The sequence below is a fragment of the Leisingera sp. JC1 genome (assembly GCF_001679925.1).
In the GTDB taxonomy this organism is placed as follows: Bacteria; Pseudomonadota; Alphaproteobacteria; order Rhodobacterales; family Rhodobacteraceae; genus Leisingera.
The window spans coordinates 53,838-75,956 of record NZ_LYUZ01000080.1 but is presented as its reverse complement, the minus strand read 5'-3'; the positions used below and the strand labels follow the sequence as shown (position 1 = coordinate 75,956).

General features: G+C 61.9%; 26 protein-coding genes. All 26 read right to left on the bottom strand.

Annotation, left to right across the window (positions count from 1 at the left end; all coding sequences use genetic code 11):
* Positions 1 to 7: 7 nt before the first annotated feature.
* Entirely contained in the window at positions 8 to 1,675 is a 1,668-nt protein-coding gene (locus tag A9D60_RS08060) for a ribonuclease J (protein ID WP_065267101.1), read from the bottom strand.
* Entirely contained in the window at positions 1,672 to 2,454 is a 783-nt protein-coding gene (locus A9D60_RS08055) for a type III pantothenate kinase (RefSeq protein WP_065267100.1), read from the bottom strand. Before A9D60_RS08055 ends, A9D60_RS08060 begins: the two co-directional genes overlap by 4 nt.
* 12 nt (positions 2,455 to 2,466) lie before the next feature.
* Positions 2,467 to 3,213: a biotin--[acetyl-CoA-carboxylase] ligase gene (locus tag A9D60_RS08050; protein ID WP_065267099.1), complete on the bottom strand. Its 747-nt coding sequence runs from the start codon at positions 3,211 to 3,213 to the stop codon at positions 2,467 to 2,469.
* Between the two features lie 68 nt (positions 3,214 to 3,281).
* Complete coding sequence (gene nuoN, locus A9D60_RS08045) at positions 3,282 to 4,721, bottom strand: NADH-quinone oxidoreductase subunit NuoN (RefSeq protein ID WP_065267098.1); 1,440 nt, start codon at positions 4,719 to 4,721, stop codon at positions 3,282 to 3,284.
* A 15-nt stretch (positions 4,722 to 4,736) separates the two neighbouring features.
* Positions 4,737 to 6,284: an NADH-quinone oxidoreductase subunit M gene (locus A9D60_RS08040; protein ID WP_065267097.1), complete on the bottom strand. Its 1,548-nt coding sequence runs from the start codon at positions 6,282 to 6,284 to the stop codon at positions 4,737 to 4,739.
* Positions 6,284 to 8,416 (bottom strand): NADH-quinone oxidoreductase subunit L, encoded by a 2,133-nt coding sequence (gene nuoL / locus A9D60_RS08035; protein ID WP_065267096.1) that lies wholly within the window; start codon positions 8,414 to 8,416, stop codon positions 6,284 to 6,286. The genes A9D60_RS08040 and nuoL overlap by 1 nt, the downstream gene beginning before the upstream one ends.
* Before the next feature lie 6 nt (positions 8,417 to 8,422).
* Positions 8,423 to 8,728 carry an NADH-quinone oxidoreductase subunit NuoK gene (gene nuoK / locus A9D60_RS08030; protein ID WP_008553673.1) on the bottom strand — a complete coding sequence of 102 codons (306 nt, stop codon included), beginning with the start codon at positions 8,726 to 8,728 and terminating at the stop codon, positions 8,423 to 8,425.
* 5 nt (positions 8,729 to 8,733) lie between these two features.
* Positions 8,734 to 9,129, bottom strand: coding sequence for a hypothetical protein (locus A9D60_RS26040; RefSeq protein WP_141117877.1), 396 nt, complete (start codon positions 9,127 to 9,129; stop codon positions 8,734 to 8,736).
* 20 nt (positions 9,130 to 9,149) lie between these two features.
* The gene (locus tag A9D60_RS08025) at positions 9,150 to 9,752 is read right to left on the bottom strand and encodes an NADH-quinone oxidoreductase subunit J (protein WP_039145419.1); all 603 of its coding nucleotides are present in this window, start codon (positions 9,750 to 9,752) and stop codon (positions 9,150 to 9,152) included.
* Positions 9,749 to 10,168, bottom strand: coding sequence for a carboxymuconolactone decarboxylase family protein (locus A9D60_RS08020; RefSeq protein WP_065267095.1), 420 nt, complete (start codon positions 10,166 to 10,168; stop codon positions 9,749 to 9,751). Before A9D60_RS08020 ends, A9D60_RS08025 begins: the two co-directional genes overlap by 4 nt.
* A complete protein-coding gene (nuoI, locus tag A9D60_RS08015; RefSeq protein WP_065267094.1) occupies positions 10,165 to 10,659 on the bottom strand; it encodes an NADH-quinone oxidoreductase subunit NuoI in 495 nt (164 codons plus the stop codon). The genes A9D60_RS08020 and nuoI overlap by 4 nt, the downstream gene beginning before the upstream one ends.
* A 3-nt stretch (positions 10,660 to 10,662) precedes the next feature.
* A complete protein-coding gene (locus A9D60_RS26035; protein ID WP_141117876.1) occupies positions 10,663 to 11,301 on the bottom strand; it encodes a hypothetical protein in 639 nt (212 codons plus the stop codon).
* A 1-nt stretch (position 11,302) separates the two neighbouring features.
* On the bottom strand, positions 11,303 to 12,340 hold the full coding sequence (nuoH, locus tag A9D60_RS08005) for an NADH-quinone oxidoreductase subunit NuoH (protein ID WP_039179168.1): 1,038 nt from the start codon (positions 12,338 to 12,340) through the stop codon (positions 11,303 to 11,305).
* 6 nt (positions 12,341 to 12,346) lie between these two features.
* A complete protein-coding gene (locus tag A9D60_RS08000; protein ID WP_065267092.1) occupies positions 12,347 to 12,733 on the bottom strand; it encodes a hypothetical protein in 387 nt (128 codons plus the stop codon).
* Positions 12,730 to 14,754 carry an NADH-quinone oxidoreductase subunit NuoG gene (gene nuoG, locus A9D60_RS07995; protein ID WP_065267091.1) on the bottom strand — a complete coding sequence of 675 codons (2,025 nt, stop codon included), beginning with the start codon at positions 14,752 to 14,754 and terminating at the stop codon, positions 12,730 to 12,732. The genes A9D60_RS08000 and nuoG overlap by 4 nt, the downstream gene beginning before the upstream one ends.
* Positions 14,755 to 14,757: 3 nt before the next feature.
* Positions 14,758 to 15,162 carry a DUF5333 domain-containing protein gene (locus tag A9D60_RS07990; RefSeq protein ID WP_065267103.1) on the bottom strand — a complete coding sequence of 135 codons (405 nt, stop codon included), beginning with the start codon at positions 15,160 to 15,162 and terminating at the stop codon, positions 14,758 to 14,760.
* A 101-nt stretch (positions 15,163 to 15,263) separates the two neighbouring features.
* The gene (locus tag A9D60_RS07985; protein WP_254656648.1) at positions 15,264 to 15,623 is read right to left on the bottom strand and encodes a hypothetical protein; all 360 of its coding nucleotides are present in this window, start codon (positions 15,621 to 15,623) and stop codon (positions 15,264 to 15,266) included.
* A 2-nt stretch (positions 15,624 to 15,625) separates the two neighbouring features.
* Positions 15,626 to 16,042 carry an MAPEG family protein gene (locus A9D60_RS07980; RefSeq protein ID WP_065267089.1) on the bottom strand — a complete coding sequence of 139 codons (417 nt, stop codon included), beginning with the start codon at positions 16,040 to 16,042 and terminating at the stop codon, positions 15,626 to 15,628.
* Between the two features lie 3 nt (positions 16,043 to 16,045).
* On the bottom strand, positions 16,046 to 16,417 hold the full coding sequence (locus A9D60_RS07975) for a hypothetical protein (protein WP_175392921.1): 372 nt from the start codon (positions 16,415 to 16,417) through the stop codon (positions 16,046 to 16,048).
* 32 nt (positions 16,418 to 16,449) lie between these two features.
* On the bottom strand, positions 16,450 to 17,748 hold the full coding sequence (gene nuoF, locus A9D60_RS07970; protein WP_065267087.1) for an NADH-quinone oxidoreductase subunit NuoF: 1,299 nt from the start codon (positions 17,746 to 17,748) through the stop codon (positions 16,450 to 16,452).
* Between the two features lie 6 nt (positions 17,749 to 17,754).
* The gene (locus tag A9D60_RS07965; protein WP_019295993.1) at positions 17,755 to 17,982 is read right to left on the bottom strand and encodes a DUF5337 domain-containing protein; all 228 of its coding nucleotides are present in this window, start codon (positions 17,980 to 17,982) and stop codon (positions 17,755 to 17,757) included.
* A gap of 44 nt (positions 17,983 to 18,026) precedes the next feature.
* Complete coding sequence (locus tag A9D60_RS07960) at positions 18,027 to 19,226, bottom strand: NADH-quinone oxidoreductase subunit E (protein ID WP_065267086.1); 1,200 nt, start codon at positions 19,224 to 19,226, stop codon at positions 18,027 to 18,029.
* Complete coding sequence (locus tag A9D60_RS07955; protein WP_175392922.1) at positions 19,226 to 20,449, bottom strand: NADH-quinone oxidoreductase subunit D; 1,224 nt, start codon at positions 20,447 to 20,449, stop codon at positions 19,226 to 19,228. Before A9D60_RS07955 ends, A9D60_RS07960 begins: the two co-directional genes overlap by 1 nt.
* Positions 20,449 to 21,054 (bottom strand): NADH-quinone oxidoreductase subunit C, encoded by a 606-nt coding sequence (locus A9D60_RS07950; protein WP_065267084.1) that lies wholly within the window; start codon positions 21,052 to 21,054, stop codon positions 20,449 to 20,451. The genes A9D60_RS07955 and A9D60_RS07950 overlap by 1 nt, the downstream gene beginning before the upstream one ends.
* 18 nt (positions 21,055 to 21,072) lie before the next feature.
* Positions 21,073 to 21,606, bottom strand: a complete 534-nt coding sequence (locus A9D60_RS07945) for a NuoB/complex I 20 kDa subunit family protein (RefSeq protein WP_019295997.1) — start codon at positions 21,604 to 21,606, stop codon at positions 21,073 to 21,075.
* Entirely contained in the window at positions 21,597 to 21,962 is a 366-nt protein-coding gene (locus tag A9D60_RS07940) for an NADH-quinone oxidoreductase subunit A (RefSeq protein ID WP_019295998.1), read from the bottom strand. The genes A9D60_RS07945 and A9D60_RS07940 overlap by 10 nt, the downstream gene beginning before the upstream one ends.
* Between the last annotated feature and the right edge of the window lie 157 nt (positions 21,963 to 22,119).

The following is a 22,119-nucleotide window of genomic DNA, read 5'->3' as shown; positions in this document are numbered from 1 at the left end:
GGCGGGGTCAGCGCATGCGGCTGACCACCACCGTTACTTCGGGCTTCTTGCCGATCTCGGCCTGTGCGGTCTGGCGGGTGATGCGGCGCAGTTCCTGCTCCAGCCTGTCGTCGTCGCGCAAGGTTTTTGCACCGGCGCGCATCAGGAACTGGTTCAGATCCTCCTCCAGCACCTCCACCAGCGCGGCATTGGAGGTTCCCGTTTCCGGCAGCCCTTTGACGTCGCACCAGGGTTCGCCCAGCGGCTCGTCGTCCTCATCGAGGATCACCGTCACCAGCACATGGCCGTTCAGCGCCATGCGGATCCGGTCGCGCACGATGCCGTCCATAGCACCGTATTTGACAGAGCCGTCCAGATAGGTGCGGCCGGTCTCGATCCATTCGGTGACAGACGGCACATCGCCGGTCAGGTCCATCATCATGCCGTTCACGACCACCGCACTGGCGATGCCCTTTTCCTCGCCCAGGCGGGCGTGCTGGCGCAGGTGGCGGTGCTCACCGTGCATCGGGATCAGCATCTTGGGCTTCAGCAGGTTATGCACTGCCTCCAGGTCCGGGCGGTTGGCGTGGCCGGAGACGTGGTAGAGGCCGGAGCTGTCATCAACCACATCCACCCCCATTTCGGAAAATTGGTTGATGATGCGGATGACGCCCTTTTCGTTGCCCGGAATGGTCTTGGAGGAGAACAGGAACAGGTCGCCCTCCTTCAGCTCCAGCCCGCGGTATTTGCCGCGCGCCAGCTGCGCGGTGGCGGCGCGGCGTTCGCCCTGGCTGCCGGTGGTGATCAGCATCAGGTTGTCGCGCGGCACGTTGGCGGCATCCTCCGGGCTGATCACCTTGGGGAAGTCCACCAGCACGCCGGTTTCCACCGCGGCCTCGATCATCCGGCGCATGGCGCGGCCCAGCAGCACAACAGAGCGCCCTGCCTTCTCCCCCGCCACGGCAAGGGTTTTCACCCGCGCGACGTTGGAGGCAAATGTGGTGGCCGCTACGAGCCCCTTAGCCTCGAAGAACAGCTTGGTGATTTCCTCCGGCAGTTCGGATTCCGAACGGCCCGGATGCTGCGAGAACACATTGGTGGAATCGCAGACAAGCGCCTGGATGCCATCCTTGGCGATTTCCGCCCACATTTCCGGATCAAAGGGTTCCCCGACCAGCGGGTTTGCGTCCAGCTTGAAGTCGCCAGTGTGCACCACCCGCCCCGCCGGGCTGTCGATCACCAGACCGCCGCTTTCGGGGATCGAGTGGCTCATCGGCGCCACGCCGATGGTGAAGGGGCCAAGCTTGGTTACCTCCGGCCAGGCCTGCACGGTATGCACATTGGCCGGATCGTGGCCTGCTTCTTCCATCTTGCGGCGCGCCAGATTGGCGGTAAAGGCGCGGGCGTAAACCGGCACGTTCAGATGCGCATAAAGATGGGCAATAGCGCCGATGTGGTCCTCATGCCCGTGGGTGATGAAGATGCCTTCCAGCCGGTCGGCGCGCTCCTTCAGCCAGGTGATGTCGGGCATGATCAGGTCCACGCCCGGCGTGGTGTCCATATCCGGGAAAGTCACGCCCAGATCCACCAGGACCAGCCGTTCCTTGCCCTGCGGGCCGTAGCCGTAGACATAGGCGTTCATGCCAATTTCACCCGCCCCGCCAAGGGGCAGGTAGATCAATCTATCACTGCTCATGCGTCAGTACCGTTTTCCTTGTTGTATTTATGGATGATCTGCAGCCCATGCATGGTGAGATCATCCTCATATGCGTCAAACAGATCGGCAGATTGCTGGAACAATGGCGCCAGCCCGCCGGTTGAGATTACTTTCATCGGCACCGCGCGTTCCGCCTTGATGCGCTCGCAGATCTCGCGCACGAGGCCGACATAGCCCCAGAACACGCCGGATTGCATGCAGGCGACGGTGTTGGTGCCGATCACGTTCTGCGGCTTGGAAATGTCCACATGGGGCAGCGCTGCGGCGGCCTGGTGCAAGGCTTCCAGGCTAAGGTTCACGCCGGGTGCGATCACCCCGCCGACATAAGCGCCGTCCTCGGCCACCACGTCGAATGTTGTGGCGGTGCCAAAGTCCACCACAATCAGGTTGCCGCCGTAGGTGTCGAAGCCTGACACCGTGTTGACCAGCCGGTCGGGGCCGACCGCGGTGCCTTCGTCGACCCGCACCGCGACGGGCAGCAGGCATTCGGGTTTGCCAACAACCAAAGGCCGGGTGTTGAAATAGCGGTCCGCCAGCACACGCAGGTTGAACACCACCCGCGGCACGGTGGAGGAGATGATCATGTCGGTGATATCCGCCTCGATCCCCTGCAGCCGCATCAGCGTGTTGAGCCAGACGTAATACTGGTCAGCCGTGCGCTGCCATTCGGTGGCGGTGCGCCACATGCCGATGAACTTCTCGCCGTCATAGATCGAGAAGACGGTATTGGTATTGCCGCAATCAACTGCCAGAAGCATTGCTGCTCCTTCCTAGAAATAGATGTCCGCCGCAGGAATGCTGACGCGGCCCTTGGCGGTGTTTAGGACAAGGTTGCCGCTGGCGTCCACCGTTTCAAAGGTGCCTTCGGTCTCTGACGACGCGGTCTTGGCCGTGATCACCTCACCCAGCTTGGCCGCACGTGCGAGCCATTCGGTGCGGATCGGCTCGAACCCGTAGGTTGTGAATTGCTGCTCATATCGGGCAAAGGCCTCAGCCACGGCTTCCAGGAATTCCTCCGGCGTGACCTGCACGCCGGTTTCAGACAGCAGCGACACAGGCCAGACCGCGCCGGGTTCCAGCCATTCCTTCATCGGCGTTTCCACCAGATTGACGCCGATGCCGACAAACAGATGATTGACGCCATGCCCGTTGCCCGCGCTTTCCAGAAGGATGCCTGCCAGCTTGCCGCCCTTCAGCAGTACATCGTTGGGCCATTTCAGCGACAGGCCCTCGCTTCGGCCGGTGACCGCGACGCAGGCGTCATAGACGGCCAAGGCAGCGACAAAGCTGCGCAGCGCGGCCTGATCCGGGGCACCTTCGGGGCGCATCACCAAGGTTGCGGCGAAGTTGCCCTTGGGGTCCTTCCAGTCGCGGCCGCGGCGGCCCCTGCCTTGCGTCTGGCGCAGGGCCAAGATCCATTCAGGACCTGCCAGTTCCCCGGCAATGCGGGCGGCCTCGTTCAGGGTGCTGTCCACCTCATCAAGCACCCGTTTTCCATATCCTGCTGGCCAGCTCATGTGCGCTCCTTAGATGCGGAAAGGCCCGGTCGCAAGACCGGGCCTCTCTAGCCTGCCTGAAAAACAGATCAATTTACAAGGGTTGCTGCAGCTGCAGCAGCAGCGTTGTCGATGCCGAACTGGTAGACCACGCCCACCAGCATCAGCGCCGCAGAGGCCATCAGCGCCACGCCCAGAACCGGAGAGCCCTTCGCCTCCACATCATCCTCGCCAGTACCGAAGTACATGTAGAAGACAATGCGCAGGTAGTAGAATGCACCGATTACAGAAGCGACGGCAGAGGCAATGACCAGCGTCATCAGGCCCGCATCAATACCCGCCTGCCACACGCCGAACTTGGCAAAGAAGCCCAGCATCGGCGGCACGCCTGCCAGCGAGAACATCAGGATCAGCACCGCCAGCGCCTTGCCCGGCTCGCGCGCAGCGAATTGGTTCAGGGCCAGGATGTCCGTGACCGGCTTGCCGTCCTTCTCGAGCATCAGGATGAAGGCGAAGGTGCCGATGTTCATGGTGACGTAAATCGCGAGGTACACCAGCATCGCGGTGATGCCCTGCTCGGTGCCTGCCGCCAGGCCGATCATCGCATAGCCCATGTGGGCGATGGAGGAGAAGGCCATCAGCCGTTTGATGTCGCGCTGACCAATTGCTGCGATGGCGCCCAGGAACATCGACAGCACCGACAGCACCACGATGATCTGCTGCCAGTCGGCAATTGCACCGCCAAAGGCGTCAAACAGGACGCGGGCAAACAGGCCCATCGCGGCCACCTTGGGTGCGGTGGCAAAGAAAGCCGTCACAGGCGTCGGCGAGCCCTCATAGACGTCCGGGGTCCACATGTGGAACGGAACCGCCGAGACCTTGAACGCAAGCCCCGAGATCATGAAGACCAGGCCGAACAGCATGCCGATGGACATATGGCCCTGCTCTGCCACCTGGATGATGCCCGCAAACTGGGTGGTGCCGGCAAAGCCATAAACCAGCGAGGCGCCATAAAGCAGCAGGCCGGAGGACAATGCGCCCAGCACAAAGTACTTGAGGCCCGCCTCGGTCGACTTGACGCTGTCGCGGCGCATCGCAGCCACGACGTAGAGCGACAGCGACTGCAGCTCCAGCCCCATGTAGAGGGACATCAGGTCGCCTGCGGAGACCATCATCATCATGCCAACAGCGGCCAGCGCCGCCAGGACCGGGTATTCGAACCGCAGGATGCCGCGGCGCGCCATGTAGTCCTGGCCAATCAGCAGAACTGCGGAGGCACCCAAAAGCAGTGCCACCTTGGCAAAGCGGGAGAAGCCGTCGTCGATGAACATGCCATTGAAAGCTGTTTGGGTGCCGGCCGGGCTGGAGGCGATCCAGAAGGCAACCAGCGCCAGCAAAGCCGCCGTGGCCCAGACCATCGGCACCGCCAGCTTGTCCTTGCCGGTGTAGACGGCGCCAAGCAGCGCCGCCATGGCGTAAAGCGCCAGAACGATCTCTGGCAGGATTACAGTAAGATCAGCTTGGATCATCTGCCTGATGCTCCCTTAGTGCGAAGCAATCTGGGTCGCTGCCGAGGTATCGGCCGCTGCCAGAGACTGGTTGAAGTTTGCAATCAGCGCCTCGGTCGAGGGGCTGATGATGTCGGTGACCAGCGACGGGTAGACGCCCAGCAGCAGGGTCATGACGACCAGCGGAGCAAAGACAAAGCGCTCGCGCGCGGACATGTCCTTGATACCCATCAGACTGCCCTTGATCAGGTCGCCGAACACCACGCGGCGGTAGAGCCACAGCGCGTAGCCGGCCGAGAAGATCACGCCGGTTGCCGCCACGGCGGTGACCCAGGTGTTCTTCTGGAAGGTGCCCATCAGGGTCAGGAATTCACCGACAAAGCCGGATGTGCCCGGCAGGCCGACGTTGCCCATAGTGAAGAACATGAACACCAGCGCATAAGCCGGCATCCGGATCACAAGACCGCCATAGGCGTCGATGTCGCGGGTGTGCATACGGTCATAGATCACGCCGACGCAAAGGAAGAGTGCGGCGGAGATGAAACCGTGCGACAGCATCTGGAAGATGGCGCCGTCGATGCCCTGCTGGTTGGCGGCAAAGATGCCCATGGTGACAAAGCCCATATGCGCAACCGAGGAGTAAGCGATCAGCTTCTTCATGTCCTCCTGCACCATCGCCACCAGCGAGGTGTAGACCACCGCAATCGCGGACATCCACAGGACCACATCGGTCATCACATCCGCGCCGACCGGGAACATCGGCAGGGAGAAGCGCAGGAAGCCGTAGCCGCCCATCTTCAGCAGGATCGCCGCCAGCACCACGGAACCCGCGGTCGGCGCCTGAACGTGCGCGTCCGGCAGCCAGGTGTGCACCGGCCACATCGGCATCTTCACCGCGAAGGAGGCAAAGAAGGCCAGGAACATCAGCGTCTGCGCACCGCCCACGATATGCAGCCCCAAAACGTCAAAGGACGCCGCTGAGAAGCTGTGGGTCAGCAGGGTTTCGATATCGGTGGTGCCGGCATCCACATACATGAACACCATCGCAACCAGCATCAGAACCGAGCCGAAGAAGGTGTAGAGGAAGAACTTGAAGGAGGCGTAGATCCGTTCCTTGCCGCCCCAGATGCCGATGATCAGGAACATCGGGATGAGGCCCGCCTCGAAGAACAGGTAGAACAGCACCAAGTCCAGCGCCATGAAGACACCCAGCATCAGGGTCTCCAGGAGCAGGAAGGCGATCATGTATTCCTTCACCCGGTCAGTGACCGACCAGCTGGCCAGGATGGTCAGCGGCATGATGAAGGTGGTCAGCATCACAAACAGCACCGAGATGCCGTCAACGCCCATCTTGTATTTCAGGCCGAAAATCCAGGCCCGGTCCTCGACGAACTGGAAGCCGGTGTTGGCCGGGTCGAACTGGGAGTAGATCCCCAGGCTCACCAGGAAGGTGATCGTGGTGGCAAAGAGCGCAACAAACTTGGCGTTGCGCTGCGCCGCCTTATCCTCGCCGCGCAGGAACAGGGCCAGGATGGCCGCCGCGAGCGCCGGGATGAAGGTGACAATAGAAAGGAGATTGTCCATCAGTGCGCTCCTCCGCCGATCGACATCCAGGTGACCAGGGCTGCAATGCCCAGCACCATCCAGAAGGCATAAGTAAAGATGTAACCGGACTGTGCCCGGCCCGCGAGGCGGGTGAAGAAGGGCACAACGCCCATGGCCAGACCGTTCAGGAAGCCGTCGATGGTGTTGCCATCGCCGCGTTTCCAGAAGAAGCGGCCCAGAGCCACGGCCGGCTTGACGAAGATCACGTTGTAGATCTCGTCAAAGTACCACTTGTTCAGCAGGAACAGGTACAGCGGGCGCTGCTGCGCGGCCAGGCGTGCGGGCAGCGACGGGTTCCAGATGTAGAACCACAGTGCCAGCACAAGGCCACCCAGCATTGCGGCGAAGGGGGACAGTTTCACCCATTTCGGTGCCGCGTGGGCATCTTCCAGGATGTGGTTGTCCGGTGCGATATAGAGCGCACCCTCGCCCGGCTTGCCGGCAAACACATAGTGGTGCTCACCGCCGTGTGCGGCGTCTTCGCCGTGGGCGGCTTCTTCACCGTGCGCAGCGTCGTCGCCATGCGCAGCGTCGTCGCTGTGGGTGGCCTCTTCGCCATGTGCCGCAACGGATGCTTCCGCCACCGGGATGCCGTAGAACTTGCCGACCTGATCAGCGTGGCCGAAGAAGCTGCTGTACCACAGCATGCCCGAGAAGATCGCGCCCAGGGCCAGAACACCCAGCGGCACCAGCATGGTCCAGGGGCTTTCATGAGCATGGTCATGGGTGTGCTTATCGCCGCGGGCCTCTCCGTAGAAGGTCATGAAGATCAGGCGCCAGGAGTAGAAGGAAGTCATGAAGGCCGCGATCACCAGCGCCCAGAAGCCGAACATCGAGCCGCCCGCATAAGCGCTTTCGATGATGGCGTCCTTGGATACGAAGCCTGCAAAGCCAACCCAGCCGCTGAGCGGAATGCCAACGCCGGTAATGGCCAGCGTGCCGATCATCATCGCCCAGAAGGTATAGGGGATCTTTTTGCGCAGCGCGCCGTAGTTCCGCATGTCCTGCTCGTGATGCATGGCGTGGATCACGGAGCCCGCGCCAAGGAACAGCATCGCCTTGAAGAACGCGTGTGTGAACAGGTGGAACATCGCTGCCGAGTACATGCCGACACCGGCGGCCACAAACATGTAACCCAGCTGCGAGCAGGTCGAGTACGCAATCACGCGCTTGATGTCGTTCTGCACCAGGCCCACGGTTGCCGCAAAGAATGCGGTTGCCGCGCCCAGGGCGGTGATGAAGGCCGCGGCCTCAGGCGCGAACTCGATCAGCGGCGACATGCGGCAGACCAGGAACACGCCCGCGGTCACCATGGTCGCGGCGTGGATCAGCGCCGACACCGGGGTCGGGCCTTCCATCGCGTCCGGCAGCCAGGTGTGAAGGATCAGCTGTGCCGATTTGCCCATCGCACCAACGAACAGCAGGAAGGCTAGCAGGTTCGCCGCGTTCCACTCGGTCCACAGGAAGGAAACCTGGGTTTCCGCCAGCGTGGGTGCCGCTGCAAAGATGTCAGACAGGTTGATGCTGTCGGTCAGGAAGAACAGCCCGAAAATCCCCAGCGCAAAGCCGAAGTCGCCGACCCGGTTGACGATGAAGGCCTTCATCGCCGCCGCATTGGCGCTCGGCTTGCGGTAGTAGAAGCCGATCAGCAGGTAGGAGGCAACGCCCACGCCTTCCCAGCCGAAGAACATCTGCACCAGGTTGTCGGAGGTCACCAGCATCAGCATCGCGAAGGTGAAGAACGACAGATAGGCAAAGAAGCGCGGCTTGTAGCTCTCGCCCTCTTTCCACTGCGGGTCATGATCCATGTAGCCGAAGGAATAGAGGTGCACGAGCGACGAGACCGTGGTGATCACGATCAGCATGATCGCGGTCAGCCGGTCCAGGCGGATCGCCCAGGAGGTCGACAGCGAGCCGCTTTCGATCCAGCGGAAAATCTCGATGTTCTGGGTCACCCCGTCAAACGACAGGAAGGTGATCCAGCTGAGCAGCGCCGCCAGAAACAGCAGCGCGGTGGCGGTCACGGTGGCGGCTTTCTCGCCGATCATCTTGTGGCCGAAGCCGCAGATGATGGCGCCGACCAGCGGGGCAAAGAGAAGGATGGTTTCCATGTTTCTTTAGCCCTTCATCACGTTGACGTCTTCGACGGCGATGGTGCCGCGGTTGCGGAAGAAGCAGACCAGGATCGCGAGGCCGATGGCAGCCTCAGCGGCAGCCACGGTCAGCACGAACAGGGTAAAGACCTGCCCCACCAGATCGCCCAGGAAGCTGGAGAAGGCGACCAGGTTAATGTTCACCGCCAGGAGCATCAGTTCGATGCTCATCAAGAGGATGATCACGTTCTTGCGGTTCAGGAAGAGCCCGAAGATGCCGATGACGAACAGCGTCGCCGCGACGGTCAGATAATGTTCAAGTCCGATCATTTTGCCTACCCTTCAGCCGCACTTTGTTGCTTTTCCTTGCACGGAAAGTTCATCGGCAGCGCCTCAATAAATCCCAACTCAGCTTCAAAGTCCCACATGCCGGGATTTGCGCGTCCCCAGTTCACGAAAGCCTGCAGCGCCGCTGTTCTTGAGGGCGGCATTGCAGCAACAAGCGATCCGTGAGGAACACTGCCTTCCCTTCTTGAGGAACAGTTAAACCACATCACTTGCGAAACGCCTGCTGCCAAGCCCAAACACATCACTCCGTCACTGTAGAGTTCTGAGTTGCGAGCTCCTGCCGGTTTTAAAACGTCTTCACAACCATTGAGTAGATCACCCACCGTTTGTGAGTGCCCCTCTGTTGCGACGAGAGAGAGAATGCAGGCAATAGGTGCTGTCAATAAATGGCTTCTTCTATTCCTCACAGCCCCTGCCCCGGTTTCACGTCCTTCAGCTCCATCGCGGCGGCCGGGTCGCGCATCATCTGCGCAACCACGTCCTGGCGCTTGACGTCGGTGCGGTGGCGCAGGGTCAGCACGATCGCGCCGATCATCGCCACCAGCAGGATCAGGCCCGCCAGCTGGAACAGAAGGAAATATTGATCATAGATGATGAGGCCGAGCGCCTCGGTGTTGTGGCGGTCGGCAGGCACCGGATTGGCCAGCAGCTCAGGCGCCTTGTGCGCGGTTTCCCAAACCCCGAAGGCCATCACGAACTGCATCAGGATCACCAGGCCGATCAGCAAGGCCAGCGGCATATAGCGCGCCATCTCCGCCTTCAGCTCGGCAAAGTCCACGTCCAGCATCATCACCACAAACAGGAACAGCACCGCGACAGCGCCCACGTAGACGATGACCAGCAGCATGGCGACGAATTCCGCCCCCAGAAGCACAAACAGCCCGGCCGAGGAAAGGAAGGCCAGGATCAGCCACAGCACCGAATGCACCGGCTGGCGGCTGATCACGGTGAACAGCCCGCCGGTGATGGCGCTGATGGCGAAGAGGTAGAAGGCAAAAACGCTCATGTCTCATCGTCCCTTTTGTCGTCCATGACCGCTTGCGCCAGATCCAGCGCCCGGTTCATGGCCGGAATGCCGGCAAACACCGACATCTGTCCGATCGTTTCCACGATCTCTTGTTTCTTGGCGCCGGCCGCGAGGGCGTGGCGCACGGTCTGGCGCACGGCACTGTCGGCCTGCGCGCCCTGCATTGTCAGCCCTGCCAGCGTCAGCAGCAGCCGGGTCTTGGCATCCAGCCCGTCCTTGTTGACGGTGTTGCCGAACATCATTTCCATGACCTCTTTGGGCATGGTGGGCCACAGCGCCTCGAACTCCTTGAACGCCTCGGAAGGCGAGAAGTTCTCCAGCGCCGGGTTGAACGCCTTGGCCATCTGCTGGGCCTGAGCCATCATGGCCTCGAAAGGGTTCTTGGGATCAGTCATCGGTACGGCGCGTCGATTTCCAGGTTGCGGGCAATCTCGGCTTCCCAGCGCTCCCCGTTCGAAAGCAGCTTCTCCTTGTCGTAGAACAGCTCCTCGCGGGTTTCGGTGGCGAATTCGAAGTTCGGGCCTTCGACAATCGCATCCACCGGGCAGGCTTCCTGGCAGAAGCCGCAGTAGATGCATTTGGTCATGTCGATGTCATAGCGCGTGGTGCGGCGGCTGCCGTCCTCGCGCGGTTCCGCGTCGATGGTGATCGCCTGCGCCGGGCAGACCGCCTCGCACAGCTTGCAGGCAATGCAGCGCTCCTCGCCGTTCGGATAGCGGCGCAGCGCGTGCTCACCGCGGAAACGGGGCGACAGCGGGCCCTTCTCATGCGGGTAGTTCAGTGTCGCTTTGGGCGCGAAGAAATACTTCAGCCCCAGTTTGAAGCCGACCCAGAAATCCTGCAGCAGGAAGTATTTGGCGGCGCGGGTGTAGTCGATTTGGGTCATGTTTCAATTTTCCCTTTCACACCGGCCAACGGTGTCTTGCAGGATCGGATCTACAGAGTCGGCCCAATTGGATGGGGCAGCTTCAGAATTCGCAACTTCGGTCAATCGGTCGCCCGCACCGAACCAGTGCTTGCATTCCAAATCCGCCAATACTTTCCGTACAGCGGCAGGACCGAGCCCCTTTCTTTGCGGCAGGTCCGGCACTTCTTCTGCACTTGGCATCAGACACCGTGCAAGCGCAGCTTTGGCTGCAACCTGCTGCGCAAACGCCCGGCCATTCTTCAACCGTTCTTCATCCGGCTGGGCCGCGCCATTGCGCATCAGGTCCATCAGTTTCAGCAACTCGCCAGTGTAATCCGTGAGCACCACAAGGAAGCCGGTTGTCTCCAGCGTTACGCCAGACATCGGCCACTCGTTGTGCCAATCACCCTTTTCTGCAGCTCTAAGCACAGCCGCATCCAAAGCAGTTTGCCCTTCACTAGCCAAGGACGCCACATCAGCAAACTCCGAGGCACACTGGCTTGCAGCGAAATCCCTCACCGCGGACATTGCCTGTACGACCGAAGGCTGCCCTGCATGTGATGGCTGAGCTGCCACGGCCAGACAAGCGGCAGCAAGAAGATATGAAACCTTCTTTTTCAAATCAGCCTCCCACGGTCCAGCGGGCGAAGATGCCCCAGAACCAGTCAAATTTTGCAGCAAAGGACACGAAGACCACCCAGGCCAGCGAGAACGGCAGGAACACTTTCCAGCCCAGGCGCATTAGCTGGTCGTAGCGGTAGCGCGGGGTGATCGCCTTCACCATTGCGAAGAGGAAGAAGAAGAACGCCATCTTGGCGACCATCCACAGGACGCCATCGGGCAGGCCCGGGATCGGGGACAGCCAGCCGCCGAAGAACAAGAGCGAGGTCAGCGCGCACATCAGGAAGATGGCGATGTACTCACCAGCCATGAACAAGAGGAACGGGGTGGCCGAGTATTCCACCTGGTAGCCCGCCACCAGCTCCGATTCCGCTTCCGGCAGGTCGAACGGCGGGCGGTTGGTTTCCGCCAGCGCCGAGATGAAGAACAGGAAGACCATCGGGAAATGCGGGATCCAGTACCAGTTCAGCAGGCCCAGATCGCCGTCCTGCGCGCGCACGATGTCGCCGAAATTCATGCTTCCGGTGGAGATGATCACGCCGATGATGATGAGGCCGATGGAGACCTCGTAAGAGATCATCTGCGCCGCGGAGCGCAGGGAGCCCAAGAACGGGTATTTCGAGTTCGACGCCCAGCCGCCCATAATCACGCCGTAGACCTCCAGCGAGGAGACCGCGAAGACATAGAGGATGGCGACGTTGATGTCCGAGAGCACCCAGCCGTCGTTGAACGGGATCACCGCCCAGGCAATCATCGCCAGCACGAAGGAGGTCATCGGTGCCAGGATAAAGACGGTGCGGTCGGCACCGGCCGGGATCACCACTTCCTTGACCACGTATTTCAGCGCGTCAGCCACCGATTGCAGCAGGCCGTAGACGCCCACCACGTTCGGGCCCCGGCGCATCTGGACCGCGGCCCAGATCTTGCGGTCCCCGTAGACGAGGAACAGGAGCGAGATCATCACAAAGGCAACAACTGCAAGCACTTGCGCCAGGATCAGAACAGCGATGCCGCCTGGAGTGTTAAAGAAATCAGCCATAGGTCCTCACACCGTGGGTATTCCGTTTGCCGCGCAATCCGCAACCGCGACATCAGCGTCGATGGTGCGCAGCCCGCGCGGCAGAGAGGGCGAAATCAGATAAACCGCATCCGCGGAAGATTTGCCCCCAGCCTGTGTCAAAGTTGTGCGCACATGGCGCGCAAATCCGTAACCCCGGATCAGCGCGTATTGCGCGGCGGCACATTCCGCATAGTTCTCAATGTCCTCCGGCGCGGCGGCACCGCGCATGGAGACGTGAAATTGCACCAGATCGCCCTCCAGCAGGCTGGTTTCCACCCCTTCATAGGTTGGGGCGGGCCGCACGCCTTCGCTGCCGGGCGCCATTGCACAGGCGGCCAGCAGGAAGGGCGCTATGAGGGCGAAGCGGATCATTCGGCGGCCATAGCCTCGTTTCCGCGGGCTTTCACACCTGCCGACAATTCCGCCATCAGCTGGGATGCGCGGGCAATCGGGTTGGTCAGGTAGAAGTCCTTGACCGCGGGCAGGAAGTCGGCGTTGCCAAGCTTGTCCTGCTCCAGCGCTTCGCCGTCCCTATCGGCAACTTCGTCGATCTTTGCCAGATGCGGCACTTCAGCGATCAGGGCCTGGCGCAGCTGCGCAAGCGAGTCATAGCCCAGCTTGGCACCCGCTTCGGCGCTGAGCGCGCGCAGAATGGCCCAGTTCTCCTTGGCCTCACCCGGCGCAAAGGCAGCACGCATGGCCAGCTGCGGGCGGCCTTCGGTGTTCACGAACAGGCCGTTTTCTTCGGTATAGGCCGCGCCCGGCAGGATTACGTCGGCGCGGTGCGCGCCGCGGTCGCCGTGGCTGCCCTGGTAGATCACAAAGGCGCCTGCGTCGATTTCCACCTCATCGGCACCGAGGTTGTAGATCACCTCTGCACCATCGATAGCAGCTGCCATGCCGCCTTCGGTCACTGCGCCGATGTCCATCGCACCAACGCGGGAAGCGGCGGTGTGCAGGACCATCAGCTTGGAGCCGGACAGCTCCGCCATCTTCTGAGCCGCAGCCAGAACTGCCAGGCCATCGGCTTCACGCAGAGCGCCCTGCCCCACGATGATCACGGTCTTCTTGTTTTCACGGGTCTCCTCCGAGACGCCCTTGGCGATCATGTCGCTGAGTGCGTCGCGGCCGGTGCCGGCGTGGTAGTACTCATAGGTCAGATCCGCCGCCGGGCCGATCAGCGCCACTTCCGCGCCTTTGGCCCAGGCCTTGCGGATACGGGCGTTCAGCACCGGTGCTTCATCGCGCGGGTTGCTGCCGATCAGCAGGATCATTTCCGCGTCATCAAGGTCTTCGATGGTGGCTGTGCCGGCGTAGCCTGCACGGTTGCCGATCGGCAGGCGGGCATTGTCAGTGCGGCATTCCACCTTGCCGCCCAGCCCCTCGACCAGCTGCTTCAGCGCAAAGGCTGCCTCGACCGGCGCCAGATCGCCGATCAGGCCCGCGATCTTCTTGCCCTTCATGGCGGTTGCGGCAGCAGACAGCGCCTCTGCCCAGGTGGCAGGCTTCAGCTTGCCATCAACGCGCACATAGGGGCGGTCGAGGCGCTGGCGGCGCAACCCGTCCCAGACAAAGCGGGTCTTGTCGCTGATCCATTCCTCGTTCACGCCGTCGTGGTTGCGCGGCAGGATGCGCATGACTTCGCGCCCCTTGGTATCCACGCGGATGTTCGACCCCAGCGCGTCCATCACGTCGATGGTTTCGGTCTTGGTCAGCTCCCACGGACGGGCGGTGAAGGCATAGGGCTTGGACGTCAGCGCGCCCACCGGGCACAGGTCGATGATGTTGCCCTGGAGGTTCGATTGCAGCGTCTGGTTCAGGTAGGAGGTGATCTCCGCATCCTCGCCGCGCCCGGTCTGGCCCATCTGGGTGATGCCCGCGACCTCAGTGGTGAAGCGCACGCAGCGGGTGCAGGAAATGCAGCGGGTCATGGTGGTGGCAACCAGCGGACCGAGGTCCAGATCATCCACTGCGCGTTTGGCTTCCTTGAAGCGGCTGCCAGACAGGCCATAGGCCATCGCCTGGTCCTGCAGGTCGCATTCACCGCCCTGGTCGCAGATCGGGCAATCCAGCGGGTGGTTGATCAGCATGAATTCCATCACGCCTTCGCGGGCCTTCTTGACCATCGGCGAGTTGGTCTTGACCTGCGGCGCCTGGCCTTCGGGACCGGGGCGCAGGTCGCGCACCTGCATCGCGCAGGACGCGGCAGGTTTCGGCGGGCCGCCCACGACTTCGACCAGGCACATGCGGCAGTTGCCGGCAATCGACAGCCGCTCATGGTAGCAGAAGCGCGGGATCTCGACGCCGGCCTCCTCACAGGCCTGGATCAGGGTCATCGCCCCGTCCACCTCGATCTCGGTTCCGTCAATGTTGATCTTGCGGAGGTCAGACATGGTCTATTTCGCCCTCAGTAACACGCCGATCGCGCTGTTTTTCTCAATCTCTGCGCGGCCATAGGCGCAGAAGGTTTCGGGTTCGCCGTAGTCAACGCCGTTCTGCGCCAGGAGCTGTTCTCCCTTGGCGCGCATCCGGGCCTTTTCAGCATCAGATTCGATGTAGCTGCGGATTTCCGCGTCCGAGTAACCCAGCGCATTCGCCCGCGCTTTGAGCCGGCGCAACTCGCCGAGCCCTTTCAGGTAGCGCGGGGAAATATCGTCGCAGTAATCCGAGACTTCCTTGGCCACGGCAACGGCAAACAGCGGGTCTTCGATTTCCTGCACATCGCGCAGCGACGGTTTCGCCAGCGCCGCGGCAGGCAGGGCAACAACAGTGGACAGAACAGCGGCAATCAGGGCACGCATGGCATGGGTCTCCTTCAGTTTCGAAGCCCCCATGCGCAGGCGCGCGGTGCTGCTATGCAATAGCAGCCGGACCGTAAGGCCCTGATATGCCGGAAATCCGCTCACGGGGTGCAGGTCCCCTGGAACACAGCCCGGCCATCAGTGATGGTCAGCGGGGTCTCTTCGTCACGCGGGTCATTGGCCCAGTCAATCTTTGAGGACCCGTAGGTGGTCACGCAATAGGCGGTACCGCCATGCGCCGCCGCTTCGCGCGCGCCCTTGACCGAGCGCTCAACGCCCTTGATGTCGATCTGGAACACCGCCGGGTTTGTCTTCTTGTCGATGGGCTTGGCCTTCGCCTTGAACGCCACGCCGTCGTACAGCTCGCGGTTCTTGTTGGTCGTGGAGGTTCCGCAGGCCGAAACCAGCGCCAGAGCCGCCAGGCAGGCCGCCGGAACGGCCATCCGGTATGTCTTCATCATGCTCAAAATACTGCCGCCAATGCCAAGATCGCCAGACCCGCCATGCAGGCCCAGCCAAGAACGTAGAAAACAGAGCGCGGGCCGCTGTGCGGTTTGCCGATGCCCTGCAGGTGAATGAAAATCATGACCGCACGTGACACCACCGCCACAGAGGCCAGCAGGTTCACCCAGAACGGTGCCGCGCCCGCCAGGATTGCCACCAGTGTCACAGTCAGAAAGGCCGGCAGCGTTTCGCAGCCGTTCAGATAGGCCCGGTTCAGCCGGTAGGCCTTTTCCGCATAATCCTCCCGCGGTGTTGCACCTGGTGCAAGGCCCGCCTTCTGCTTGGCCAGCGCCGAAAACGGCGACAGCGCCAGGGTGATCAGGCTAAAGATTACCAGCGCGGCCAGAGCATGGGAATATGCGGCATAGGCTTCCATCAGTTATTCCAGCTCCAAATAGCGGCCAATTGCGTCATTTTTGCCGGCCACTTTCCTAGCGAGGGAACAAACGGACCGTTGGGATCCGGCGTCAATTCCCCGCGCACTCAGTACATCAGCGGCTTGTTCCTTGAGCCAAGCCGTTTGTCCGTAAAACAAAAGTTTGCGCAGTTTGTTCTTACGCAGCCCCTGTTGCGAGGCAACCTCCGTCGCCGCTAGGACGAACGCCTGATAGTCAGCCCCTCCGATAAGTGCGACGCCGTTACAGTTTCCCATCATATCAGCAGCAAATATTTCGCCTGCCGCTCTTTCATGAGCGGCCCGGTTTGCTGCAAGCGCCGGCTGTGCACCGGCAAAAGATGCGGCAAAAAGCACAGAGCTTAAGAGTTTATTTCTGTGCCGACTTGTCATTCCGCTGCCATCGCGCCCATGCGGCCGGTTTTCTGGGCCTTGATGCGGTCCTCGATTTCCTCGCGGAAGTTCTTGATCAGGCCCTGGATCGGCCAGGCCGCCGCGTCGCCAAGGGCGCAGATGGTGTGGCCCTCGACCTGCTTGGTCACGTCCCACAGCATGTCGATTTCTTCCAGCTCGGCCTCGCCCTTCACCAGACGGTCCATGACACGCATCATCCAGCCGGTGCCTTCGCGGCAGGGGGTGCACTGGCCACAGCTTTCGTGCTTGTAGAACTTGGACAAGCGCCAGATCGCCTTGATGATGTCGGTCTGCTTGTCCATCACGATCACCGCCGCGGTGCCGAGGCCGGAGCCCAGTTCGCCGCGCAGGTAGTCGAAGTCCATGATCGCGTCGCGCATGTTCTCGCCGCGCACGCACGGGACGGAGGAGCCGCCGGGGATCACCGCCAGCAGGTTGTCCCAGCCGCCGCGGATGCCGCCGCAATGCTTCTCGATCAGTTCCTCAAAACCGATCGACATCGCCTCTTCGACAACACAGGGGTTGTTGACGTGGCCGGAAATCGCAAACAGCTTGGTGCCCGCGTTGTTCTGGCGGCCGAAGGAGGCGAACCAGTCGGCGCCGCGGCGCAAAATGGTCGGCACAACCGCAATGGATTCCACGTTGTTCACGGTGGTCGGGCAGCCATACAGGCCCGCACCCGCCGGGAACGGCGGCTTCATCCGGGGCATGCCCTTCTTGCCTTCCAGGCTCTCGATCAGCGCGGTTTCTTCGCCGCAGATGTAGGCCCCTGCCCCGTGGTGCAGGAAGACGTCGAAATCCCAGCCGGAGCCGGCCGCGTTCTTGCCCAGCAGCCCCTTGTCATAGCATTCGTCGATTGCGGCCTGCAGCGCCTCGCGCTCGCGGATGTATTCGCCGCGCAGGTAGATATAGCAGGTATGCGCGTTCATCGCGAAGGAGGCGATCAGCGCGCCCTCGATCAGCGTGTGCGGATCGTGGCGCATGATTTCCCGGTCTTTGCAGGTGCCGGGCTCGGATTCGTCGGCGTTGATGACCAGATACGCCGGGCGGCCGTCGCTTTCCTTGGGCATGAAGGACCACTTAAGGCCGGTCGGGAAGCCCGCACCGCCGCGGCCGCGCAGGCCGGAATCCTTCATCGTCTGAATGATCCAGTCGCGGCCCTTTTCGATGATGCCGGCCGTGCCGTCCCAATGGCCGCGCGCCTTGGCGCCCGCCAGGTTGCGGTCGTGCATCCCGTAAAGGTTGGTAAAGATCCGGTCCTGATCCTTCAGCATGTGTGCCTACCTTTGGCTGTCCCGGCGCATGCGCCAGAGTTGAAATATGTTGACCAGGGCATAGATCATGCCCGCCAGCGCGGCGAAGTCGAACAAGAGCGCATAGCGCCCCGGCAGCCCCAGCATGGGGCCGATGAACAGCGAGACCACGATCCACAGCGAAATGGTCCCGGCGATCACCAGTGCGATGTGCCGGCCCTTTGCTGCAATGGCCTGGTCCTGTTCCTTGCTCATCTGTTCCCTATCACCCGGAGTCGGCCCGCCCGGGCCGCATCCGATCAGTCTTCTTTGTCGTCGTAGATGTGCTCTTCTTTGGCACGTTTCGCGAACTCGGTCTCGTCACCCACCGCCAGGCGCTTGGCCTGCTCGATCCAGCCGTCCCGCTCGATCCGGCCTTTGAACTTGAGCCGGGCATCGACCCAGGCGACCTCTGCCTCAGTCCATTCGGCGATCTGGTCAAAGTGGAAGAAACCCAGTTCGTTGAGCTTTTCTTCCAGCTTGGGGCCAACCCCCTTCAGGAGCTTCAGATCATCGGGCAGGCCGCCGCGGGCCTCTTTCAGAACCTCGGGTTGGGCTTCTGCTGTTTCAGCGTCACCGGTCTTGCCGTCCGCAGGCTTTGCCGCCGCGCCTTCCGGCGAGGACGGCTCAGCTGCAGCCGACTTCTTGGGTGCGGCCTTGGCGGCTTCCTCCGCCTGCTTCACGGCAGGTTTGGGCGCCTCGGGGGCTTTCGGCGGCTGGCCTTCGGCTGCACGGCCGGCAACAACGCCGTCCTTGCCGACCCAGGGGGTCAGCAGCGGCACTTCATCACCCTGGATGCGCTTGACGCCGTCCTTGATGTCCATCGCCAGCTGCACAGAGGCATTGTACTGCGTCTTGCCGCTGTCGAAGTCGGTCAGAGAGGTCAGGCCGGATTTCGGCTCCGCCGCGTAACGGCCGTTCTGCGGGCCGGGTGCCACAACCTTGCCAGCCGCCAGATCGTCCAGCAGTTTGGTAAAGCTCTCGATGGTCAGGTCTTCGTAGTAATCCTTGCCGATCTGCGCCATCGGGGCGTTGGTGCAGGCCCCCAGGCACTCGACCTCTTCCCAGGTGAACTTGCCATCCGCTGACAAGGTGTGCGGCTTCTCGGCAATCTTTTCCTTGCAGACCGCCACCAGGTCCTCGGCGCCGCAGATCATGCAGGACGTGGTGCCGCAGATCTGGATATTGGCAACGGAGCCGGTCGGTTGCAGCTGGAACATGAAGTAGAAGGAAGCAACCTCCAGCACCCGGATATAAGCCATGCCGAGCATATCGGCCACGGCTTCGATCGCGGGTTTGGTGACCCAGCCTTCCTGCTCCTGCGCACGCCACAAAAGCGGAATGACCGCAGAGGCCTGACGGCCCTCAGGATATTTGGTGATCTGCGCCTCAGCCCATGCCTGGTTGGCCGGGGTGAAGGCAAAGCTGTCGGGTTGTTCGGAATGCAGACGGCGAAGCATTAGCGGTCAATCTCTCCAAAAACGACGTCCATGGTGCCGATGATGGCGGCGACGTCGGCCAGCTGGTGGCCCTTGGCAACGTGGTCCATTGCCTGCAGGTGCAGGAAGCCCGGCGCGCGGATCTTGGAGCGGTAGGGTTTGTTGGACCCGTCCGCCACCAGATAGACACCGAACTCGCCCTTGGGCGCCTCGACGGCGGCGTAAACCTCGCCTGCGGGGACGTGGAAGCCTTCGGTGTACAGCTTGAAATGGTGGATCAGGCTTTCCATCGAGGTCTTCATGTCGCCGCGCTTGGGCGGGGTCAGCTTGCCGCGGGCCAGCACGTCGCCGGTGGCTTCGCGCAGCTTGGCAATCGCCTGGCGGATGATCGAGGTCGACTGGCGCATCTCTTCCATCCGGCAGAGGTAGCGGTCATAGCAGTCGCCGTTCTTGCCGACGGGCACCAGAAACTCGAACTCGTCATAGCATTCATAGGGCTGCGCGCGGCGCAGGTCCCATGCAAGGCCGGAGCCGCGCACCATGACGCCGGAGAAGCCGTATTCCTGGATGTCCTTCTCGGTCACCACACCGATGTCGCAGTTGCGCTGCTTGAAGATTCGGTTTTCGGTCAAGAGGCCGTCGATATCGTCCAGCACCTTGGGGAATTCCATCGCCCAGAGATCGATATCATCCAGCAGCTCGTCCGGCAGGTCCTGATGCACGCCGCCAGGGCGGAAATAGGCCGCGTGCAGGCGTGCGCCGCAGGCCCGCTCGTAGAAGATCATCAGTTTTTCGCGCTCTTCAAAGCCCCACAGCGGCGGGGTCAGCGCGCCGACGTCCATCGCCTGCGTTGTGACGTTGAGGAGGTGGTTCAGCACCCGGCCGATTTCCGAGTACAGCACCCGGATCAGCTGGCCGCGGCGCGGCACCTCGGTGCCGGTCAGCTTCTCGATGGCCAGGCACCAGGCATGTTCCTGGTTCATCGGCGCCACGTAATCGAGGCGGTCGAAATACGGCAGGTTCTGCAGGTAGGTGCGGCTTTCCATCAGCTTCTCGGTGCCGCGATGGAGCAGGCCGATATGCGGGTCGCAGCGCTCGACGATCTCGCCGTCAAGCTCCAGCACCAGACGCAGAACCCCGTGCGCCGCAGGGTGCTGCGGGCCGAAGTTGATGTTGAAGTTGCGGATCTTCTGCTCGCCGCTCAGCGCGTCGACGCTGCCGTCGTCAAATTTGGAGCCGTCCATCATTGCGCCCCCTCCTTCTCGTCGCCGGGCAGGATGTATTCGGCACCTTCCCACGGGGACATGAAATCAAACTGGCGGTATTCTTGCACCAGCTTCACCGGCTCATAGACCACGCGCTTCTGCGCCTCGTCATAGCGGACCTCGGTATAACCGGTGGTCGGGAAATCCTTGCGCAGCGGATAGCCGCGGAAGCCATAGTCGGTCAGGATCCGGCGCAGGTCCGGGTGGCCGGAGAACAGGATGCCGAACATGTCGTAGACTTCCCGCTCGAACCAGTTGGCTGAGGGGTGCACGTCCACGATTGAGGGCACCATCTCATCCTCGCGCACGGCGGCGCGCAGGCGGATGCGCTGGTTCCGGTACATCGACAGGAAGTGGTAGACGACGTCGAACCGCTTGGCGCGGTCGGGGTAATCCACTGCGGTGATGTCGACCAGGGTCGAAAACTTGCAGTTGGCGTCCAGTTTCAGGAACTCCACCAGACCGGCGATGTTCGAGGGTGTGACGTCGATGTTCAGCTCATCAAAGGACACATCCCAGGCCACCACGCAATCGGGGCGTTTGGCTTCAATCTGGGCGCCCAGTTCTTTCAGTGCTTCGCTCATGTTTTCTCCGCCCCTTCCTTAGCGCACCAGGGTGCCGGTGCGGCGGATCTTGCGCTGCAGCTGCATCAGGCCATAGAGCAGCGCCTCAGCCGTCGGCGGACAGCCGGGCACATAGACGTCGACCGGCACAACCCGGTCGCAGCCGCGCACCACGGAATAGCTGTAGTGGTAATAGCCGCCGCCGTTGGCGCAGGAGCCCATCGAGATCACGTAACGCGGCTCGGGCATCTGGTCGTAGACCTTGCGCAGGGCCGGCGCCATCTTGTTGGTCAGGGTGCCTGCGACGATCATCACGTCCGACTGGCGCGGCGAGGCGCGCGGCGCGATGCCGAAGCGTTCGGCGTCATAGCGCGGCATCGAGGTATGCATCATCTCCACCGCGCAGCAGGCGAGGCCAAAGGTCATCCAGTGAAGCGAGCCGGTGCGCGCCCAGTTGATGATGTCCTCAGCCGAGGTGAGCAGGAAGCCCTTATCCTGAAGCTCGGCATTGATGGCCCGGGTGACAACTTCCTTGTCCACGCCCGCCGTGTTGGGTCCGGTCATCACTGCCATTCCAGGGCCCCTTTCTTCCACTCATAGGCAAAGCCGATGGTCAGCACTCCGAGGAACACCATCATCGACCAGAAGCCGAGGTCGCTGATATCCTTAAAACCGACAGCCCAGGGAAACAGGAAAGCGATTTCCAGGTCGAAAATGATGAAGAGAATCGACACCAGGTAGAACCGGACATCGAATTTCATGCGGGCATCGTCAAAGGCGTTGAAACCGCATTCATAGGCGCTGACCTTTTCCGGGTCCGGGTTGCGGACCGCCAGGACGACGGCTGCCAGGATAAGGACAATCCCCAAACCTGCCGCGACGGCCAGGAAGACCAGAATAGGCAGGTATTCCCTCAACATCTCTTCCAAGAGCAGCTCCTTTCCCCGGGCGGATTTCCGCGCGGCGTCAATTGGCGTGTTGATTTGGACTGTGCATACCCCCGCGCCTGCGGAGCGTCAACTAAAGCGACGTTAATCCACAGGGGTTTGGATAGAAAAAGCACTGTTGCAACACAGGGATAATTCC

Bases quoted from the DNA above. Each gene is read 5' to 3' on its own strand.
- A9D60_RS08060 (WP_065267101.1), bottom strand. From the start codon at position 1,675: ATGAGCAGTGATAGATTGATCTACCTGCCCCTTGGCGGGGCGGGTGAA.
- A9D60_RS08055 (WP_065267100.1), bottom strand. From the start codon at position 2,454: ATGCTTCTGGCAGTTGATTGCGGCAATACCAATACCGTCTTCTCGATC.
- A9D60_RS08050 (WP_065267099.1), bottom strand. From the start codon at position 3,213: ATGAGCTGGCCAGCAGGATATGGAAAACGGGTGCTTGATGAGGTGGAC.
- nuoN (WP_065267098.1), bottom strand. From the start codon at position 4,721: ATGATCCAAGCTGATCTTACTGTAATCCTGCCAGAGATCGTTCTGGCG.
- A9D60_RS08040 (WP_065267097.1), bottom strand. From the start codon at position 6,284: ATGGACAATCTCCTTTCTATTGTCACCTTCATCCCGGCGCTCGCGGCG.
- nuoL (WP_065267096.1), bottom strand. From the start codon at position 8,416: ATGGAAACCATCCTTCTCTTTGCCCCGCTGGTCGGCGCCATCATCTGC.
- nuoK (WP_008553673.1), bottom strand. From the start codon at position 8,728: ATGATCGGACTTGAACATTATCTGACCGTCGCGGCGACGCTGTTCGTC.
- A9D60_RS08025 (WP_039145419.1), bottom strand. From the start codon at position 9,752: ATGAGCGTTTTTGCCTTCTACCTCTTCGCCATCAGCGCCATCACCGGC.
- A9D60_RS08020 (WP_065267095.1), bottom strand. From the start codon at position 10,168: ATGACTGATCCCAAGAACCCTTTCGAGGCCATGATGGCTCAGGCCCAG.
- nuoI (WP_065267094.1), bottom strand. From the start codon at position 10,659: ATGACCCAAATCGACTACACCCGCGCCGCCAAATACTTCCTGCTGCAG.
- nuoH (WP_039179168.1), bottom strand. From the start codon at position 12,340: ATGGCTGATTTCTTTAACACTCCAGGCGGCATCGCTGTTCTGATCCTG.
- A9D60_RS08000 (WP_065267092.1), bottom strand. From the start codon at position 12,733: ATGATCCGCTTCGCCCTCATAGCGCCCTTCCTGCTGGCCGCCTGTGCA.
- nuoG (WP_065267091.1), bottom strand. From the start codon at position 14,754: ATGTCTGACCTCCGCAAGATCAACATTGACGGAACCGAGATCGAGGTG.
- A9D60_RS07990 (WP_065267103.1), bottom strand. From the start codon at position 15,162: ATGCGTGCCCTGATTGCCGCTGTTCTGTCCACTGTTGTTGCCCTGCCT.
- A9D60_RS07985 (WP_254656648.1), bottom strand. From the start codon at position 15,623: ATGATGAAGACATACCGGATGGCCGTTCCGGCGGCCTGCCTGGCGGCT.
- A9D60_RS07980 (WP_065267089.1), bottom strand. From the start codon at position 16,042: ATGGAAGCCTATGCCGCATATTCCCATGCTCTGGCCGCGCTGGTAATC.
- nuoF (WP_065267087.1), bottom strand. From the start codon at position 17,748: ATGCTGAAGGATCAGGACCGGATCTTTACCAACCTTTACGGGATGCAC.
- A9D60_RS07965 (WP_019295993.1), bottom strand. From the start codon at position 17,982: ATGAGCAAGGAACAGGACCAGGCCATTGCAGCAAAGGGCCGGCACATC.
- A9D60_RS07960 (WP_065267086.1), bottom strand. From the start codon at position 19,226: ATGCTTCGCCGTCTGCATTCCGAACAACCCGACAGCTTTGCCTTCACC.
- A9D60_RS07955 (WP_175392922.1), bottom strand. From the start codon at position 20,449: ATGGACGGCTCCAAATTTGACGACGGCAGCGTCGACGCGCTGAGCGGC.
- A9D60_RS07950 (WP_065267084.1), bottom strand. From the start codon at position 21,054: ATGAGCGAAGCACTGAAAGAACTGGGCGCCCAGATTGAAGCCAAACGC.
- A9D60_RS07945 (WP_019295997.1), bottom strand. From the start codon at position 21,606: ATGGCAGTGATGACCGGACCCAACACGGCGGGCGTGGACAAGGAAGTT.